The organism is Pseudomonas sp. NFPP02, from assembly GCF_900119355.1.
In the GTDB taxonomy this organism is placed as follows: Bacteria; Pseudomonadota; Gammaproteobacteria; order Pseudomonadales; family Pseudomonadaceae; genus Aquipseudomonas; species Aquipseudomonas paracarnis.
In genome coordinates this window covers 113561-129993 of the sequence record NZ_FPJI01000005.1, presented here as the reverse complement: position 1 = coordinate 129993, position 16433 = coordinate 113561, and the positions used below count along the sequence as shown (strand labels likewise).

At 60.9% G+C, this 16433-nt stretch carries 12 protein-coding genes; 7 read left to right on the top strand and 5 right to left on the bottom strand.

Annotated elements, in window-relative coordinates; translation table 11 throughout:
- The first annotated feature begins 2 nt into the window (after window positions 1-2).
- The 5 genes from fadA to BT204_RS10675 all read left to right on the top strand — a co-directional run bounded on the left by fadA (window position 3) and on the right by BT204_RS10675 (window position 6089).
- Window positions 3-1178 carry an acetyl-CoA C-acyltransferase FadA gene (gene fadA, locus BT204_RS10705; RefSeq protein WP_003189650.1) on the top strand — a complete coding sequence of 392 codons (1176 nt, stop codon included), beginning with the start codon at window positions 3-5 and terminating at the stop codon, window positions 1176-1178.
- Window positions 1179-1276: 98 nt separating this feature from the next.
- On the top strand, window positions 1277-1513 hold the full coding sequence (locus BT204_RS10700; protein WP_003189651.1) for a DUF1653 domain-containing protein: 237 nt from the start codon (window positions 1277-1279) through the stop codon (window positions 1511-1513).
- Between the two features lie 114 nt (window positions 1514-1627).
- Window positions 1628-4249, top strand: a complete 2622-nt coding sequence (topA, locus tag BT204_RS10695) for a type I DNA topoisomerase (RefSeq protein ID WP_003189652.1) — start codon at window positions 1628-1630, stop codon at window positions 4247-4249.
- 219 nt (window positions 4250-4468) lie between these two features.
- Window positions 4469-4990, top strand: a complete 522-nt coding sequence (locus tag BT204_RS10690) for a DUF6586 family protein (protein ID WP_054898792.1) — start codon at window positions 4469-4471, stop codon at window positions 4988-4990.
- A gap of 865 nt (window positions 4991-5855) precedes the next feature.
- Window positions 5856-6089, top strand: a complete 234-nt coding sequence (locus BT204_RS10675) for a hypothetical protein (protein ID WP_003189656.1) — start codon at window positions 5856-5858, stop codon at window positions 6087-6089.
- Window positions 6090-6126: 37 nt separating this feature from the next.
- Here the strand turns inward: BT204_RS10675 and sulA are convergent, their stop codons facing one another.
- Both sulA and lexA read right to left on the bottom strand, forming a co-directional pair.
- Complete coding sequence (gene sulA, locus BT204_RS10670) at window positions 6127-6600, bottom strand: SOS-induced cell division inhibitor SulA (protein WP_005786162.1); 474 nt, start codon at window positions 6598-6600, stop codon at window positions 6127-6129.
- 10 nt (window positions 6601-6610) lie between these two features.
- Complete coding sequence (gene lexA, locus BT204_RS10665; protein ID WP_003172575.1) at window positions 6611-7219, bottom strand: transcriptional repressor LexA; 609 nt, start codon at window positions 7217-7219, stop codon at window positions 6611-6613.
- 263 nt (window positions 7220-7482) lie between these two features.
- Here lexA and BT204_RS10660 point away from each other — a divergent pair, with 263 nt between their 5' ends.
- Together BT204_RS10660 and nagZ are read left to right on the top strand one after the other, a co-directional pair.
- On the top strand, window positions 7483-8190 hold the full coding sequence (locus tag BT204_RS10660) for a TetR/AcrR family transcriptional regulator (protein WP_034126647.1): 708 nt from the start codon (window positions 7483-7485) through the stop codon (window positions 8188-8190).
- Window positions 8191-8325: 135 nt separating this feature from the next.
- Window positions 8326-9336: a beta-N-acetylhexosaminidase gene (gene nagZ, locus BT204_RS10655; protein ID WP_019818244.1), complete on the top strand. Its 1011-nt coding sequence runs from the start codon at window positions 8326-8328 to the stop codon at window positions 9334-9336.
- Window positions 9337-9437: 101 nt separating this feature from the next.
- On the opposite strand, the gene BT204_RS10650 is transcribed toward nagZ, so the two are convergent.
- From BT204_RS10650 to mfd, 3 genes are read right to left on the bottom strand one after another with little or no spacing between them, the layout of a single operon-like run.
- Entirely contained in the window at window positions 9438-12128 is a 2691-nt protein-coding gene (locus tag BT204_RS10650) for a DEAD/DEAH box helicase (protein WP_034126648.1), read from the bottom strand.
- Window positions 12129-12137: 9 nt separating this feature from the next.
- Entirely contained in the window at window positions 12138-12704 is a 567-nt protein-coding gene (locus BT204_RS10645) for a CsiV family protein (protein WP_072446777.1), read from the bottom strand.
- A gap of 10 nt (window positions 12705-12714) precedes the next feature.
- Entirely contained in the window at window positions 12715-16164 is a 3450-nt protein-coding gene (gene mfd / locus BT204_RS10640) for a transcription-repair coupling factor (protein ID WP_057975694.1), read from the bottom strand.
- Between the last annotated feature and the right edge of the window lie 269 nt (window positions 16165-16433).

Below are 16433 nucleotides of genomic sequence, written 5' to 3'. Positions count from 1 at the left end.
TTATGAGCTTGAATCCAAGAGACGTCGTGATCGTCGACTTCGGTCGTACGCCGATGGGCCGCTCCAAGGGCGGCATGCACCGCAACACCCGCGCCGAAGACATGTCGGCGCACCTGATCAGCAAAGTGCTGGAGCGCAACACCAAGGTCGACCCGAACGAAGTCGAGGACGTGATCTGGGGCTGCGTCAACCAGACCCTGGAGCAGGGCTGGAACATCGCGCGCATGGCGTCGTTGATGACCCAGATCCCGCACACCGCGGCCGGCCAGACCGTCAGCCGTCTGTGTGGTTCGTCGATGAGCGCGCTGCACACCGCTGCGCAAGCGATCATGACCGGCAACGGCGATGTATTCGTGGTCGGCGGCGTGGAGCACATGGGCCACGTCAGCATGATGCACGGCGTCGATCCTAACCCGCACATGTCCCTCTACGCGGCGAAAGCCTCGGGCATGATGGGCCTTACCGCGGAAATGCTCGGCAAAATGCACGGCATCACCCGTGAAGCCCAGGACGCCTTCGGCCTGCGCTCCCACCAGCTCGCCCACAAGGCGACTGTGGAAGGCAAGTTCAAGGATGAAATCATCCCGATGAACGGCTACGACGAGAATGGCTTCCTGAAACTGTTCGACTACGACGAAACCATTCGTCCGGACACTACCCTGGAAAGCCTGGCGGCCCTCAAGCCAGCCTTCAATCCAAAGGGCGGCACCGTGACAGCCGGTACTTCCTCGCAAATCACCGATGGTGCTTCGTGCATGATCGTGATGTCGGCACAGCGTGCCCAGGACCTGGGTATCCAGCCGCTGGCGGTGATTCGTTCGATGGCAGTGGCGGGTGTGGATCCGGCGATCATGGGCTATGGTCCAGTACCGGCCACACAAAAAGCCTTGAAGCGCGCAGGCCTTTCCATCTCCGATATCGACTTCTTCGAGCTCAACGAAGCTTTCGCCGCACAGGCCCTGCCAGTGCTGAAAGATTTGAAAGTACTCGACAAGATGAACGAGAAGGTTAACCTGCACGGCGGTGCGATTGCCCTGGGCCACCCATTCGGTTGCTCCGGTGCGCGTATCTCTGGCACTTTGCTTAACGTGATGAAGCAAAATGGCGGCAACCTTGGGGTTGCAACCATGTGCATTGGTCTCGGCCAAGGCATCTCTACCGTCTTCGAACGCGTCTAAACGTTCGGTTGACGGAAGCCGGGGCCCAGTGCCCCGGTTTTTGTTTTTTGGAACTTTTAAATATTTTTTTTCAACAAATTTTGCATGAGGGCCAGAGCATGAAAGTCGAACCAGGGCTCTACCAGCATTACAAGGGGCCGCAGTACCGTGTTTTCAGCGTGGCGCGCCACTCTGAAACCGAAGAAGAAGTGGTGTTTTACCAAGCGCTGTATGGCGAATACGGCTTTTGGGTGCGCCCTTTGAGCATGTTCCTGGAGACCGTCGAAGTTGACGGCGAGCAGGTCCCGCGCTTTGCTTTGGTCACGGCCGAACCCAGTCTTTTTACAGGGCAATAACGGCAGGTCGCGCAGAATGCTGCGCTTGACCTCATCCGGTTGCCACTATATATAGCGTTGCCGCGTCAGGCGCCAACTGCCTTTCACTTCTCGAATTCAGGAATTTTCCGATCCATGGGCAAATCGCTGGTCATTGTGGAATCCCCGGCTAAGGCCAAGACCATCAACAAGTACTTGGGCAACGAGTACGTGGTGAAGTCGAGTATCGGCCATATCCGAGACCTGCCCACCAGCGGTTCGGCTAGCGCCAGCAAGGAGCCTGCCGCCAAGCGCGGCAAGGCCGCCGCGGGCGAAGGTCCGGTACTCACGCCTAAAGAAAAAGCGCGCAAGCAACTGGTTTCGCGCATGGGTGTGGACCCGGACCATGGCTGGAAGGCCAAGTACGAAATCCTTCCGGGCAAGGAAAAGGTCATCGAAGAGCTGCGCCGGCTCGCCAAAGATGCTGACACCATCTATCTCGCGACGGACTTGGACCGCGAAGGGGAAGCCATTGCCTGGCACCTGCGCGAAGCCATCGGCGGTGATGACAGCCGCTACAAGCGCGTGGTGTTCAACGAAATCACCAAGAAAGCCATTCAGGAAGCCTTCTCCAAGCCGGGCGAGCTGGACATCGACCGTGTCAACGCCCAGCAGGCCCGTCGCTTCCTCGACCGCGTCGTCGGCTACATGGTCTCGCCACTGCTGTGGGCGAAGATCGCTCGTGGTCTGTCCGCCGGCCGTGTGCAATCGGTTGCGGTGAAGCTGGTGGTGGAACGTGAGCGCGAGATCCGTGCGTTCATTCCTGAAGAATACTGGGAAGTCCACGCCGACCTCGGCACTGCCAAGGGCGCCAATGTGCGCTTTGAAGTGGCCCGTGAGAAAGGCGAGGCCTTCAAACCGCTGAACGAAGCCCAGGCCATGGCCGCGCTGGAGAAGCTCAAGGCTTCCAGCTACAGCATCGTCAAGCGTGAAGACAAACCGACCAGCAGCAAGCCGTCGGCGCCGTTCATCACCTCCACCCTGCAACAGGCCGCGAGCAACCGCCTGGGCTTCGGGGTGAAGAAGACCATGATGATGGCCCAGCGTCTGTATGAGGCTGGCTACATCACCTATATGCGTACGGACTCCACCAACCTCTCGCAAGACGCGGTGGCGATGGCGCGTACCTATATTGAAAGCGAATTCGGCAAGACCTACCTGCCGGAGAAGCCGAACGTCTACAGCAGCAAGGAAGGCGCACAAGAGGCTCACGAAGCGATTCGTCCTTCTGACGCCAACACCACGCCTGCCAAGCTGAGCGGCATGGAGCGCGACGCTGAGCGCCTCTACGAGCTGATCTGGCGCCAGTTCCTGGCCTGCCAGATGCTGCCGGCGCAATACCTGTCTACTACCGTCAGCGTGGGCGCGGGCGATTTCGAGTTGCGTGCCAAGGGCCGTATCCTCAAGTTCGACGGCTACACCCGTGTGATGCCGCAGATCGCCAAGCCTGGCGATGATGATGTGCTGCCGGACATGGCCCAGGGCGACACGCTGAAGCTGATCAAGCTCGACCCGTCCCAGCACTTCACCAAGCCACCGGCGCGTTATTCCGAAGCCAGCCTGGTGAAAGAGATGGAGAAGCGCGGTATCGGTCGTCCGTCGACCTACGCGGCGATCATTTCCACCATCCAGGACCGTGGCTACGTTGCGTTGCACAACCGTCGTTTCTATTCGGAAAAGATGGGTGACATCGTGACCGAGCGTCTGTCGGAGAGCTTCTCCAACCTGATGGACTACGGCTTCACTGCCGGCATGGAAGAGAACCTCGATGACGTGGCCCAGGGCGAACGCGACTGGAAAAACGTGCTGGACGAGTTCTACGGCGACTTCAAGAAAAAGCTCGAAGTGGCTGAGAACCCCGAGAACGGGATGCGCGCCAACCAGCCGGTGATGACGGATATTCCGTGCACTACCTGCGGTCGACCGATGCAGATTCGTACCGCCTCCACCGGCGTGTTCCTCGGTTGCTCGGGCTACAGCCTGCCGCCCAAAGAGCGCTGCAAGGCGACCGTCAACCTGGTACCGGGCGATGAAATCGCGGCTGACGACGAGGGTGAGTCCGAGTCGCTGGTGCTGCGTGGCAAGCATCGCTGCCCGATCTGCAGCACGGCGATGGACGCCTACCTGCTGGACGAGAAGCACAAGCTGCACATCTGTGGTAACAACCCTGATTGCAACGGCTACGAGATCGAAGAGGGCACCTATCGCATCAAGGGCTATGAAGGCCCGAGCCTGGAATGCGACAAGTGCGGCAGCGAGATGCAGCTCAAGACTGGCCGTTTCGGCAAGTTCTTCGGGTGCACCAACCCAACCTGCAAGAACACCCGCAAACTGCTGAAAAGCGGTGACGCGGCGCCGCCGAAGATGGACCCGGTGAAAATGCCCGAGCTCAAGTGCGAGAAGGTCAACGACACCTACATTCTGCGTGACGGCGCTTCGGGACTGTTCCTGGCTGCGAGCCAGTTCCCGAAAAACCGCGAGACCCGTGCGCCACTGGTGATGGAGATCGTGCCGCACAAGGACGAGATCGATCCAAAGTACCACTTCCTGTGTGAAGCGCCGAAGAAGGACCCGGATGGTCGTCCAGCCGTGATCCGCTACAGCCGCAAGACCAAGGAGCAGTACGTGCAGACCGAAGTGGACGGCAAGCCTACTGGCTGGAAAGCGTTCTACGACGGCGGCAAGTGGAAGGTCGAGGACAAGCGCCAGGGCGCTTGATCCGCTAGTCTGTTAACGCCAAAAGCCGTCTGTATAGACGGCTTTTGCTTACTGTAGGATTGAGCTTGTTGTGGCGAGCAAGCTTGCTTGCGCTGGGGTGCGAAGCGCCCCCAATAGCTGGCGACTGCTACGCAGTCGAGCGGGGGCAAGCTCCCTCGCCACAGCAAGCTCGCTCCTACCCAGTCAGCATCACGCCTATTCGTTGTGGAGATTGCCGTCATGGCCAACGAACTCTATACCCGTACCAATCAGAAAATTTACTTCGCGGGTTTATCCCTGGAGGCCCTTGGCCGTGCCGAGGAAGGGAAAGAGATGAACGCCATCGCGCTGGTACAGGCGGGGCGCGAAGCGGCGTTGTTCCACCTGTACGGTGCCTTGCTGGGGCTGTGCCATGAAATCGCCGGGTTCTACCGCCTACCCCAGGCCGGTGCGCCGCGTGCAGAAATGATCATGAATCGTGAAGTGCTGGACGCCATGGCGATCCCCGAGTTGGCCGAACTGGTGGAAATGGCCCAGAGCCCCGACAGTTGGGTGGCGCGGCTGCTCAAAGCCCATGCGGATATGTTTCAGCCGCCGCGTATTCCCCATGTGCCCAAGGGGGATGTCACCCAGCCGCTGATTGTCGCCGTGGCCTTGGAGCAGGATGAGCCCAAGCCGTTGAGCCGTGAGGAGTTGGAAGGCTGGCGCCAGGAGTTGAAGAAGATGGCGCTGCGCTTTCGTGAAGGGCTCAACGAGTGCTGAAGGAGTAAATGAGGGGGCTGGCTGCGCAGCGACGCTGAACCTGTGGCGATGGAGCTTGCTCCCGCGACGGCCGGACGGCCGACGCTTATCTACCTGACGCCCTAGGATCCAAATGTGGGAGCTGGCTTGCCTGCGATGACGGCCTGCCAGGCGACACCTATCGAGCTGATGCCCCGCGTTCAATCTGTGTGTGGGCTTGCTCGCGATGGCGGCCTGCCAGCCGACACCTATCCACCTGATTCCCTGCGATCAAACTGTGGGAGCTGGCTTGCCTGCGATGGCCGCCTGACAGGCGACCCTGTTATACCGAGTACATATCCATTCCTGCGGTAACGGCCACTTAGGGTTCCGCCTGACGGCGGGTCACTTTCGAAAAGCGCGAAAGTAACCAAAGCGCTCTTGCCCCACCACTCGGCACCTCGCCTAGGCTCGGCGTGCCCGAACACAGCCTTGAATCCGTGGGCCGCCGCCCCGCGCCATCCATGGCGCGGGGCGGCTAACCTGGCGTCCTGCCAGGTTACCCACGAATTCAAGCCTGCGTTCGGCCAGCGTGGTTTAACGGGGCGCCTAAAGCCAGATCAAGATCACAAGCAGATCAAGATCAGGAGTGGCTCGCTTCGCATCGTGGTTACCGTTGGCTGCTACAGCTTGCAAAGTTCTGTGATGCCCATGCTGCGATAGAGGCGAGTCAGAAAAGCCCTGTGATACCTGACCCACCGCCATCGCAGGCAAGCCAGCTCCCACACAGAGAAGCGTGTTCCCTAGGGCACCATTCATCAAGCCGTCAACAAACCTGTCCATATCTCCTGCGAGGCTGGGTGGATGACTGATATAATCCCAGGCCTTTCGTGGAGAACAGACTTTTATGCCAACGTCCTTTCTGGAAATTGTTGAACTGCCTGACGGCCGAATCGAACTGCGCCGGGCGGAGGACGAGGGTTCTCTGGTTATTCTGGATTTCTCCGAAGACGCCAAAGTCTTCCTGCAAGGCCAGCACGTCGAAGTGGCTAAAGCCATGTTGAGCGTGGGTGTGCAGATGGCAGGTCGCCTTGCCGAAGGCGAGCCGGAGAAAGAAGAAGGGCCGCGCGTTCTTCACTGAGTCCTTCGTGAAGGCTGCTTCTGTGGCGCGCCCATCATTACCCCAATCGAATATTCAAACTCTGTGCATCACCCGTGCGCGCAGCGCTGATCAGTTGCTGCTTGGCGCTGGCATTCAGCGGGTTCAACCAGCTCACCACCGTATGGCTACGGCCCAGGCGCAAGGCTTCGCAGGTTAGTTGCTGGGCGCTTTGTGCGCCGCGTGGTTGCAGCAACAGGATACGCTCGCGGTTGAGTCCGGCGTCCCGCAGCCAGGCCTGGGTGAGGCTGGCGGGCGGGGCGATCAATGTCAGCCAGCGGGCGTCCTGATCTTCGCTCAATTCGCGCAGGATAGGTGCCAGCAGGTTCAGGCAGCTCTCAGCCGCACCGCGCAACGACAATTCACTGAACGCCTCAGGTTCGCCGCCCCAGGGGGCTTCGACCGTTTCCTTGAGGATTGGCGCAAGGGGCTGGGCCATGAAGGCCTCGAACAGCGACAGTTGTGTGTGTTGTGGGGTGTGCACGAGCTGCATGATGCCTCCTTTAACGGCGAATGACGCCGACACTCAAGCCTTCGATCACCAGGTCCTGGTCTTTCAGGTTGACTTCGATCGGGGCAAACTCAGGGTTTTCGGCCAGGAGCCAGACCTTGCTGCCTTCGCGCTTGAAGCGTTTGACCGTGACCTCGTCGCCGATACGGGCAACGACGATCTGGCCATTGCGGGCTTCGCGGGTGGTATGCACGGCCAGCAGGTCACCGTCGAAGATGCCCACGTCCTTCATGCTCATGCCGTGCACACGCAACAGGTAGTCGGCACGCGGATGGAAGAAGGTCGGGTTGATGTTGCAGGATTCCTCGACGTGCTGCTGCGCCAGGATCGGCGCACCTGCGGCGACGCGACCGATGATCGGCAATGTCGACTCGTCTGCCTTGGCTTCGAAGCCAGGGATGCGAATACCCCGCGAAGCACCGGGGGTCATCTCGATCGCACCTTTGCGAGCGAGTGCCTTGAGGTGTTCCTCGGCGGCGTTCGGGGACTTGAACCCCAATTCCAGGGCAATCTCCGCACGGGTAGGCGGGTAACCATTGTCATCAAGGCAGCGCTTGATAAAAGCCAGAATCTCAGCTTGGCGTGGCGTCAGTTTTAGCATGTTGATCGCTCTGTCTTTTTATACAGTGACTGGGATTATATACAGTGAACTGCGCTTGGCAATCATCCTTTTTGGCGGCTCCGCTGGACGGTCATCCGTCAGCCGTCCTACAGAGCAGAAGCGGCGCTGCCTACAGAGCTGCGAGGATATGATTAAATAGCGGTGAAACAGATGACCGACCAGCCGCAAAGCGGACCCGCAGGCTTGACAAGACACACTCTGAAACGTATGTTTCAAACAAGTGTTTGTCAGGCGGAGTAGCCATGGCCCAGTCGGAAACCGTTGAACGCATTCTCGATGCTGCCGAGCAATTGTTCGCGGAAAAAGGATTTGCTGAAACTTCATTGCGTCTGATCACCAGCAAGGCTGGGGTCAACCTGGCCGCCGTGAATTACCACTTCGGCTCGAAAAAGGCTCTGATCCAGGCGGTGTTCTCACGCTTTCTGGGCCCGTTCTGCGCAAGCCTCGACCGTGAGCTGGAGCGCCGCCAGGCCAAGGCCGATCACAAGCCCAGCCTGGAAGAGCTGCTGGAAATCCTCGTGGAGCAAGCGTTGGTCGTGCAGCCCCGTAGCGGCAACGATTTATCGATCTTCATGCGCCTGCTTGGCCTGGCGTTCAGCCAGAGCCAGGGCCACTTGCGCCGTTATCTGGAAGACATGTACGGCAAGGTGTTCCGCCGCTATATGCTGCTGGTCAACGAAGCGGCGCCGCGTATTCCGCCTATCGAACTGTTCTGGCGTGTGCATTTCATGCTCGGTGCCGCAGCTTTCAGCATGTCGGGTATCAAGGCGTTGCGGGCAATTGCCGAGACCGATTTCGGTGTGAACACGTCCATCGAGCAAGTCATGCGCCTGATGGTGCCGTTCCTTGCCGCTGGCATGCGCGCCGAAACCGGCGTCACCGACCCGGCCATGGCCACCGCCCAGTTGCGCCCGCGCAGTAAAACCGTACCGGTCGCCGCCAAGGTTTGATCGCTGCGGGTGGGCGCGGTCGCTTGCATCCGCTAAGCTAGCCGCCATGCCGATTTCAGCTATTTATTCGCAACCCGTCGTCCTTGCCCTGCCTGGCAGGGACCACGGGTTGTGTGCGTTATTTAAGGAAGGTTTATGACTGCTGCCCTGCAAGGTTCTTTGATGGTCGACGTCGCCGGTACCTGGCTCACGGCCGAGGATCGTCATCTGTTGCGCCAACCGGAAGTGGGCGGTCTGATCATTTTTGCGCGCAATATCGAGCACCCGCGTCAGGTTCGCGAATTGAGCGCAGCCATTCGCGCAGTGCGCCCGGACCTGCTGCTGGCCGTGGACCAGGAAGGCGGCCGCGTACAGCGTCTGCGCCAAGGCTTCGTGCGCCTGCCGGCCATGCGTGCGCTGGCGGATAACCCCAACGCTGAATACCTGGCTGAGCAGTGCGGCTGGATCATGGCCACCGAGGTGCTGGCGGTGGGCCTGGACCTGAGTTTTGCCCCCGTGCTGGACCTCGACTACCAACGCAGCGCCGTGGTCGGTACCCGTGCTTTCGAAGGTGACCCCGAGCGCGCTGCCGTGCTCGCGGGCGCATTTATCCGTGGCATGAACAGCGCCGGCATGGCCGCCACCGGCAAGCACTTCCCTGGCCATGGTTGGGCCGAGGCCGATTCCCACGTCGCCATTCCCAATGACGAGCGCAGCCTGGAACAGATTCGCGCCAACGACCTGGTGCCTTTCGCACGCCTGAGCAAGCAATTGGCCGCCGTGATGCCGGCGCACGTCATCTACCCGCAGGTCGATGCCCAGCCTGCTGGTTTTTCGCGTCGCTGGTTGCAGGACATCCTGCGCGGTGAGTTGCAGTTCGACGGGGTGATCTTCAGTGATGACCTGTCCATGGCCGGGGCCCATGTGGTCGGCGATGCGGCCAGTCGTATCGAAGCGGCGCTGACCGCCGGTTGTGACATGGGCTTGGTGTGCAATGACCGTGCGGCGGCCGAGCTGGCGCTCAGTGCAGCACAGCGGATGAAGGTCACGCCATCGGCGCGGATTGCGCGTATGCGTGGGCAGGCGGTTGCGTCGACTGATTACAAACAGGATCCGCGTTGGCTGACAGCGCTTACTGCGTTGCGTGATGCGCAGTTGATCGACTGAAAACCGAAGCGCGGCCATCGCAGGCAAGCCAGCTCCCACATTTTGATTTGTGAATACATTCAGGTGTGGGAGCTGGCTTGCTCGCGAAGGCGGCCTAACAGTCAGCGCTTCTCTTGCTTGTTGGGCAACGGCGCGAACAACGCTTCAATCTCGTCATTGCCCAACTGCCAATCCCCCGTGGTTCGCCCATCCAGCACGCCCGCAGCCAGATCGGACTTCTCCTTCTGCAAGTGCTGGATTTTCTCCTCCACCGTGCCCCGGGCAATCATCTTGTACACGAACACCGGCTTTTCCTGCCCGATGCGGTACGCACGGTCGGTGGCCTGGTTTTCCGTGGCCGGGTTCCACCAGGGGTCATAGTGGATAACCGTGTCGGCTTCGGTCAGGTTCAAGCCGACGCCGCCGGCCTTCAGGCTGATCAAAAAGATCTGCAACTTACCGCTCTGGAAATCCTTCACCGGTGTACGTCGATCCCGGGTCTGGCCGGTCAGCAGGGCGTAGGCAATGCCGCGCTTTTTCAGTTCGGCCTCGATCAGGCTCAGCATCGAGGTGAACTGTGAGAACAGCAGGATCCGGCGGCCTTCGGCAAACAGCTCGTCGAGCATGTCCATCAGGCTGTCGAGCTTGCCCGAGCTGCTACCACGGGCGGGCAGGGTGGCGTCGTTGACCAGGCGCAAGTCGCAGCACACCTGGCGCAGTTTGAGCAGGGCTTCGAGGATGATGATCTGGCTGCGGGCCACGCCCTTGCGGGTGATCTCGTCGCGGACCTTTTTATCCATGGCCAGGCGCATGGTTTCGTACACGTCGCGCTGGGCCTCGTTGAGGTCGACCCAGTGGATGATTTCGGTCTTGGGTGGCAGTTCGGTTGCCACTTGTTCCTTGGTGCGGCGTAGCAGGAAGGGTTTGATCCGACCGTTGAGGTGCTGCAATCGCACCTCGCTGGCACGTTTTTCAATCGGCACGCGGTAATCACGGTTGAAGCTCTTCACGTCGCCCAGCCAACCTGGCAACAGGAAGTGGAACAGCGACCACAGCTCGCCCAAGTGGTTTTCCAAAGGCGTGCCGCTCAGGCACAGGCGCTGGCGGGCATTCAGCTCGCGTGCGGCCTGGGCCGCCTTGCTGGACGGGTTTTTGATGTACTGCGCTTCATCCAGGATCAAGACGTGCAAGGGCAGGGCGGCGAGCTGTTCAATGTCCTTGGGCAGCAGGGCGTAGGTGGTCAGCAACAGGTCGTAGTCATTCAGGTTGGCGAAATGTTTCTTACGTCCTGCGCCATAAAGTGCCTGCACTCTCAACTGCGGGGTGAAGTGCGCCGCCTCATCAAGCCAATTCGGAATCAGGCTGGTAGGCATCACGACCATGCACGGCCGATCAAGGCGCCCTGCGTTTTTTTCGGTGAGGATGTGCGCCAGGGTCTGCAAGGTTTTGCCCAGGCCCATGTCATCCGCGAGTATCCCACCCACCTCCAGTTGGCGCAGCGACTGCATCCAGCTCAGACCTTCCAGCTGGTAGGGGCGCAAGGTCGCATTCAGACCTTCGGGCGCCACGCAGGTGAAATCCTTGATATCGCGCAGACGCTGGGCGAAGTTGCGGATCTTCTCGCCGCCTTCCCATTGCAGAGGCAGGTCTTCCAGCGGGTTGAGGCGTATGGCGTCGGCCTTGGCCAAGCGCAGCGCGGTGGTGCCGGCTTCCTGCAGGTAGAACTCGCCGAGGGTCGCCAGTACCGGCTTCAAGCGGCCGTAGGGCAGCGCCACTTGCAGCGGGCCGTGGCCGTTGGGCAGGCCGGGGATGTTCACCAGGATCAGCTCTTCATCGCGGCGCCGCGCGAGTTTCTCCGGGTTGAGGATCTCGGTATGAGAGCGCATCAGGTTCAGCAGGATCGGCAGCAGGCTCAAGCGTTCGCCGTTGACGATGATGCCCAGCTCCAGGTCGAACCAATCGCGTTCCGGCCCTTCATCGACCGTGGCATACCAGTCATCGACGGGGCTGAGGTCAAAGCCGAAGTCTTCATCGATCTGCAGCTCCCAACCCTCGGCACGCAAAGTGGGCGACACATTGAGGGTGAAGTTCAGCCAGGCACTGTCATTGACCATCTCGAACAGCTCGCCGGCGCTTTCCGGCAGGGCCTTGCTCTGGCGCGTGGCGATCTTGAAGCCAAGCAGGCGCAGGTGTTCGCGATAGGCCTGTTCTTGCTCTGGTTGGCGCTTGATTCGCAAGCTCTGCGTCTCCTGGCGCACAATGATGTCGGCATTTTTTTGCCCGCTGACATAGTTGCCCAGGTAGTTGAACGACAGCGCCGCACGGTGCTGGATATAGCGCTGCATCTTGCCGTTGCGCGGCTCGAACGCGCTGAATTCCACGCTGGCCAGCCACAGGCGTGGCACCGGTTGCACGTCGTCCATCACCACCTGCGGCAGGACAACGCGGTTATCGAGCACGGCCTGGAGTTTTTCCAGCAGTTGCGCATCCTGGGCCGCTGCCGGGTAGGCCAGGGTTTCCTGGACCTTGAGCAGCACCGCCGCGATGTGTTTGCAGTTGGTGTGCACCGGGCACGTGCAGCGGCTGTCCACCAGGATCAGCAGGCCCTTGGCCGATTCGCGCAGTGAGATGGTCTGGCGGTAAACGTTGCCACCCGAGCCTTCGCAACTGGCGGTGATGGTGCTGTCGCCGCACTCGACGATGCGCACGCGGTTCTCCAGGGCGTAGCGCCGCCCGCGCTCGAGGCTTTGCTCTTTGAAGCGATTGGCCCACGAAGGGGCCAGGGGTTTGGTCAACGACGACGTCAGGGGCATGGCGCGCAATCAGTCCTGAAGGTCGGGCGGTGGTGCGCTGGGTGGCTTGGCGGTCAGCGAGGTGATCTTGATCAGCAGCGCCAGGTGGCCGCCGTCCAGGTAGTTGAGCTGGTTGTTCTTGGTGCGCACGTCTTTCTGGCTCAAGTGTTCGCTGGCGATCACGCTGCCGTTGCCATCGAACTGGTTGATCCAGAAGTCCGCGTCGATATCGGTAAAGCGCCCCAGTTGCAGGCTCAACACCCCTTCGATAGGGAACTGGCCGAATTGCTCCTGGCCGTCGGTGATCGCCACCTTCACCGCTTGCTCGCCAAGGTTCTGTTCCCAGGCCTTGTGGGCCAATACCGTGTAGTTGGCGTCGGCGCGCAGCTTGTCGACGATATTGCCCAGGCGCGGCGGGCTCATCCGCTCACCCAGGCGCGGCGCTCCGGCATCCCAGTTTTCCGGCGCGGCGCGGCTACTGATCACCGGCTCTGCATTCTGGCGCACCAGGATCATTTCCACCTGATACAGGCTGTCGGCAAAGGCCGAAGGTGCGAGTACCACCAACAACAGGCTCAAAATGCGGAACACGCGCATGGGGGCGTCCTTAAACGGATTTCGGAATGAGGCGTTCAAACAGCGCCTCCAAGGTGTTGAAGCGTTCTTCGGCACGTTCCATCGGCACCATGAACTTGAACAGCGTAGCCCCTTCGAACTTGTAGCGGTTGGGCTGGCCCTGGATCAGCTTGATCAGCACCAACGGGTCGACCGGCGTCTGCGCTTCGAATTCGATACGTCCGCCTTGCGGCCCTGCGTCGACTTTCTTGATACCCAACTGCTCGGCCTGCAACTTGAGCAGGGTCAGGCGCACCAGGTTCTTGGTCGGTTCCGGCAGCAGGCCAAAACGGTCGATCATCTCTACCTGCAAGTCCTTGAGGCCTTCTTCGTCGGCCGCCGAGGCAATGCGCTTGTACAGGATCAACCGTGCATGCACATCCGGCAGGTAGTCTTCGGGAATCAGCGCCGGCAAGCGCAGGTTGATTTCCGGGCCGCCGCCCAAGGGTTGGTCGAGGTTCGGTTGTTCGCCTTTGCGAATGGCTTTTACCGCGCGTTCGAGCATCTCCATATACAGCGTGAAACCCACCGCCTGGATCTGCCCGCTCTGGCCGTCGCCGAGCAATTCACCGGCACCCCGGATTTCCAGGTCATTGGTGGCCAATACAAAGCCGGCCCCGAGGTCCTGGGTATTGGCGATCGCTTCCAGGCGTTTTTCCGCATCGGAAGTGATCTGCTGGCGCGGCGGTGTGAGCAGGTAGGCATAGGCCTGGTGGTGACTGCGCCCGACGCGACCGCGCAATTGGTGCAGCTGCGCCAGGCCGAACTTGTCGGCACGCTCGATGATGATGGTGTTGGCGCTCGGCACGTCGATGCCGGTCTCGATGATGGTCGAGGCGATCAGCACGTTGAAGCGCTTGTGGTAGAAGTCGCTCATCACCTGTTCGAGTTCGCGCTCGCGCATCTGCCCATGGCCAATGGCGATACGGGCTTCCGGCACCAGCTCGGCGAGGTCGGCGGCGCATTTCTCGATGGTTTTTACATCGTTGTGCAGGTAATACACCTGGCCGCCGCGCAGCAGTTCGCGCAGCAGGGCTTCCTTGACCGTGCTCTTGTTCTGCTCCATCACGAAGGTGCGCACCGACAGGCGACGCGCCGGTGGCGTGGCGATGATCGACAGGTCGCGCATGCCCGACACCGCCATGTTCAGCGTGCGCGGAATTGGCGTGGCGGTGAGGGTGAGGATATCGACTTCACTGCGCAGGGCCTTGAGCTGTTCTTTCTGGCGCACACCAAAGCGGTGTTCTTCGTCGATGATCACCAGGCCCAGGTTCTTGATCTTCACATCGTCCGACAGCAGCTTGTGAGTACCGATGACGATGTCGATTTTGCCCTCGGCCAGATCGGCGACGGCGGCATTCACTTCCTTGGCGGACTTGAAGCGGCTCATCACCTCCACGGTCACCGGCCAGTCGGCAAAGCGGTCGCGGAAGCTGTTGTAGTGCTGCTGGGCAAGCAGGGTGGTTGGCACCAGGATCGCCACCTGGCGACCGCCGTGTACCGCAATAAAGGCTGCACGCATGGCCACTTCGGTCTTGCCGAAGCCCACGTCGCCACACACCAGGCGGTCCATCGGCTTGGGCGCGAGCATGTCGGCGCGCACCGCTTCGATGGTGGTTTGCTGGTCCGGGGTTTCTTCGAAGGCGAAGCCCGCACTGAAGGTGGCGTAATCGGCTTTGGGGTCAGCGAAGGCATAACCTTCGCGGGCAGCACGGCGGGCATAGATGTCGAGCAGTTCGGCGGCCACGTCGCGCACCTGTTCGGCGGCCTTGCGCTTGGCTTTCTGCCAGGTCTCGGAGCCCAGGCGGTGCAACGGCGCCAAGGCGTCGTCGCTGCCGGTGTAGCGGGCGATCAGGTGCAGGTTGGCCACCGGCACGTAGAGCTTGGCGCCCTCGGCGTATTCCATGGTGAGGAATTCGGCGGCCTGGTTGTCGATCTCCAGGGTCTGCAAGCCCAGGTAGCGGCCTACACCGTGGTCGATATGCACCACCGGCGCGCCTTCGCGCAGCTCGGTGAGGTTCTTGATCACCGCGTCGTTGTTGGCATCGGCGCGTTTTTCCCGGCGCCTGCGCTGCATCACGCGCTGGCCGAACAGCGGGCTTTCGGCGATCAAGGCCAGCGCCGGGTCATCCAGCTGCAGCCCTTCGTCCAGCGGCGCGATGGTGATTGCCAGGCGCTCTTTGCTGGCGACAAAATCCGGCCAGCTGTCGACGGTTTTCGGCCGCAGCTTCAGGCGTTCCAACAGCTCCAGCAGCACTTCGCGACGCCCGGCGGATTCGGCGGTAAACAGCACGCGGCCCGGGAAGTCGCCGAGGAAGTTCGACAGCGCCTCCAGCGGTTGCGTGGCTTTGGCCTGGATCGCCAAATCGGGCAACGCGCTCGCCGGGAAACGCTCGCGGCCACTGCCGGCGTCCACGTCCTGCTGGCTGGCTACTACACGCGGCCAGTTTTTCAGGCGCGCGAAGCAGTCTTCAACTGGCAGGAACAGTTCAGCGGGCGGCAATAAAGGCCGGGATGGATCGACGCGACGTTCTTCGTAGCGGTTGCGCACATCGTTCCAGAAGTTTTCCGCCGCCTGTTCGATACCCGGCAGCGAGAACACCTGGGTGTCCTGCGGCAGGTAGTCGAAGAGGGTGGAGGTTTCGTCGAAGAACAACGGCAGGTAGTACTCGATACCGGCAGGTGTAATCCCGCTGCTCAAGTCCTGGAAGATCGGGCAGCGACGGAAGTCCACATCGAAGCGCTCACGAAAGCGCGCCTTGAAGCGTGTTACCGCGTCTTTTTGCAACGGGAATTCCCGCGCCGGCAGCAGCTTGATCGAGTCGACCTTGTCGATGGAACGCTGGTTCTCCGGGTCAAAGGTGCGCAGCGTCTCGATCTCGTCATCGAACAGGTCGATGCGGTACGGCAACTTGCTGCCCATCGGGAACAGGTCGATCAAGGCGCCGCGCACCGCGAACTCACCGTGCTCGTACACCGTGTCGACACAGCGGTAGCCGCTGGCTTCCAGGCGCGTGCGCATCTGCTCGACGTCGAGCTTCTGGCCCACGTCCAGCACCAGGCTGCTGCCGAGCAGGAACTTGGTCGGTGCCAGGCGGTGCAGGGCGGTGGTGATCGGCACCACCAGCACGCCGTGGGCCAGTTCGGGCAAGCGGTACAGGCTGGCGATGCGCTGGGAGATGATGTCCTGGTGCGGCGAGAACAGGTCGTAGGGCAGGGTTTCCCAGTCGGGAAAATGCAGCACCGGCAAATCCGGGGCGAAGAAGCTCAGCTCCTGCTCCAACCGTTCGGCACTTTGGCTGTCGGCGGTGAGCAGCAGGGTAAAGCGCTTGGCTGCGCTGGCAGCCTCGGCAATGGCCAGGCTCAGGGCGGCACCGGGCAGGTTGCCCCAGTGCTGTTTACCTGCCGCGGCAGGGAGTAGCGGTAGACGCAGAACGGGCACGGAAGGTTGAGCTCCAAGCGTTGCGACAAAGTCAGTAATTGTAACGGCCCCAGGTGCCGCCTGTCAGTTGCTGACTGTGCCTATTACGGTTTGCAGGAAATGTAGTGGCTAAGACAAACAATGGCGGGTTTTGACTCAATATGTAGTGCCAAAAAGCGCGAATGTTTAGGAGAGTTACGGACAAGTCGGCCTACTCGCCAAACTAGTGGCCTTCTGGAACCCGCGTGTTTCCTGGGCTGTAGCGCGGTGGTATTTTTTTGCAAGGGCTT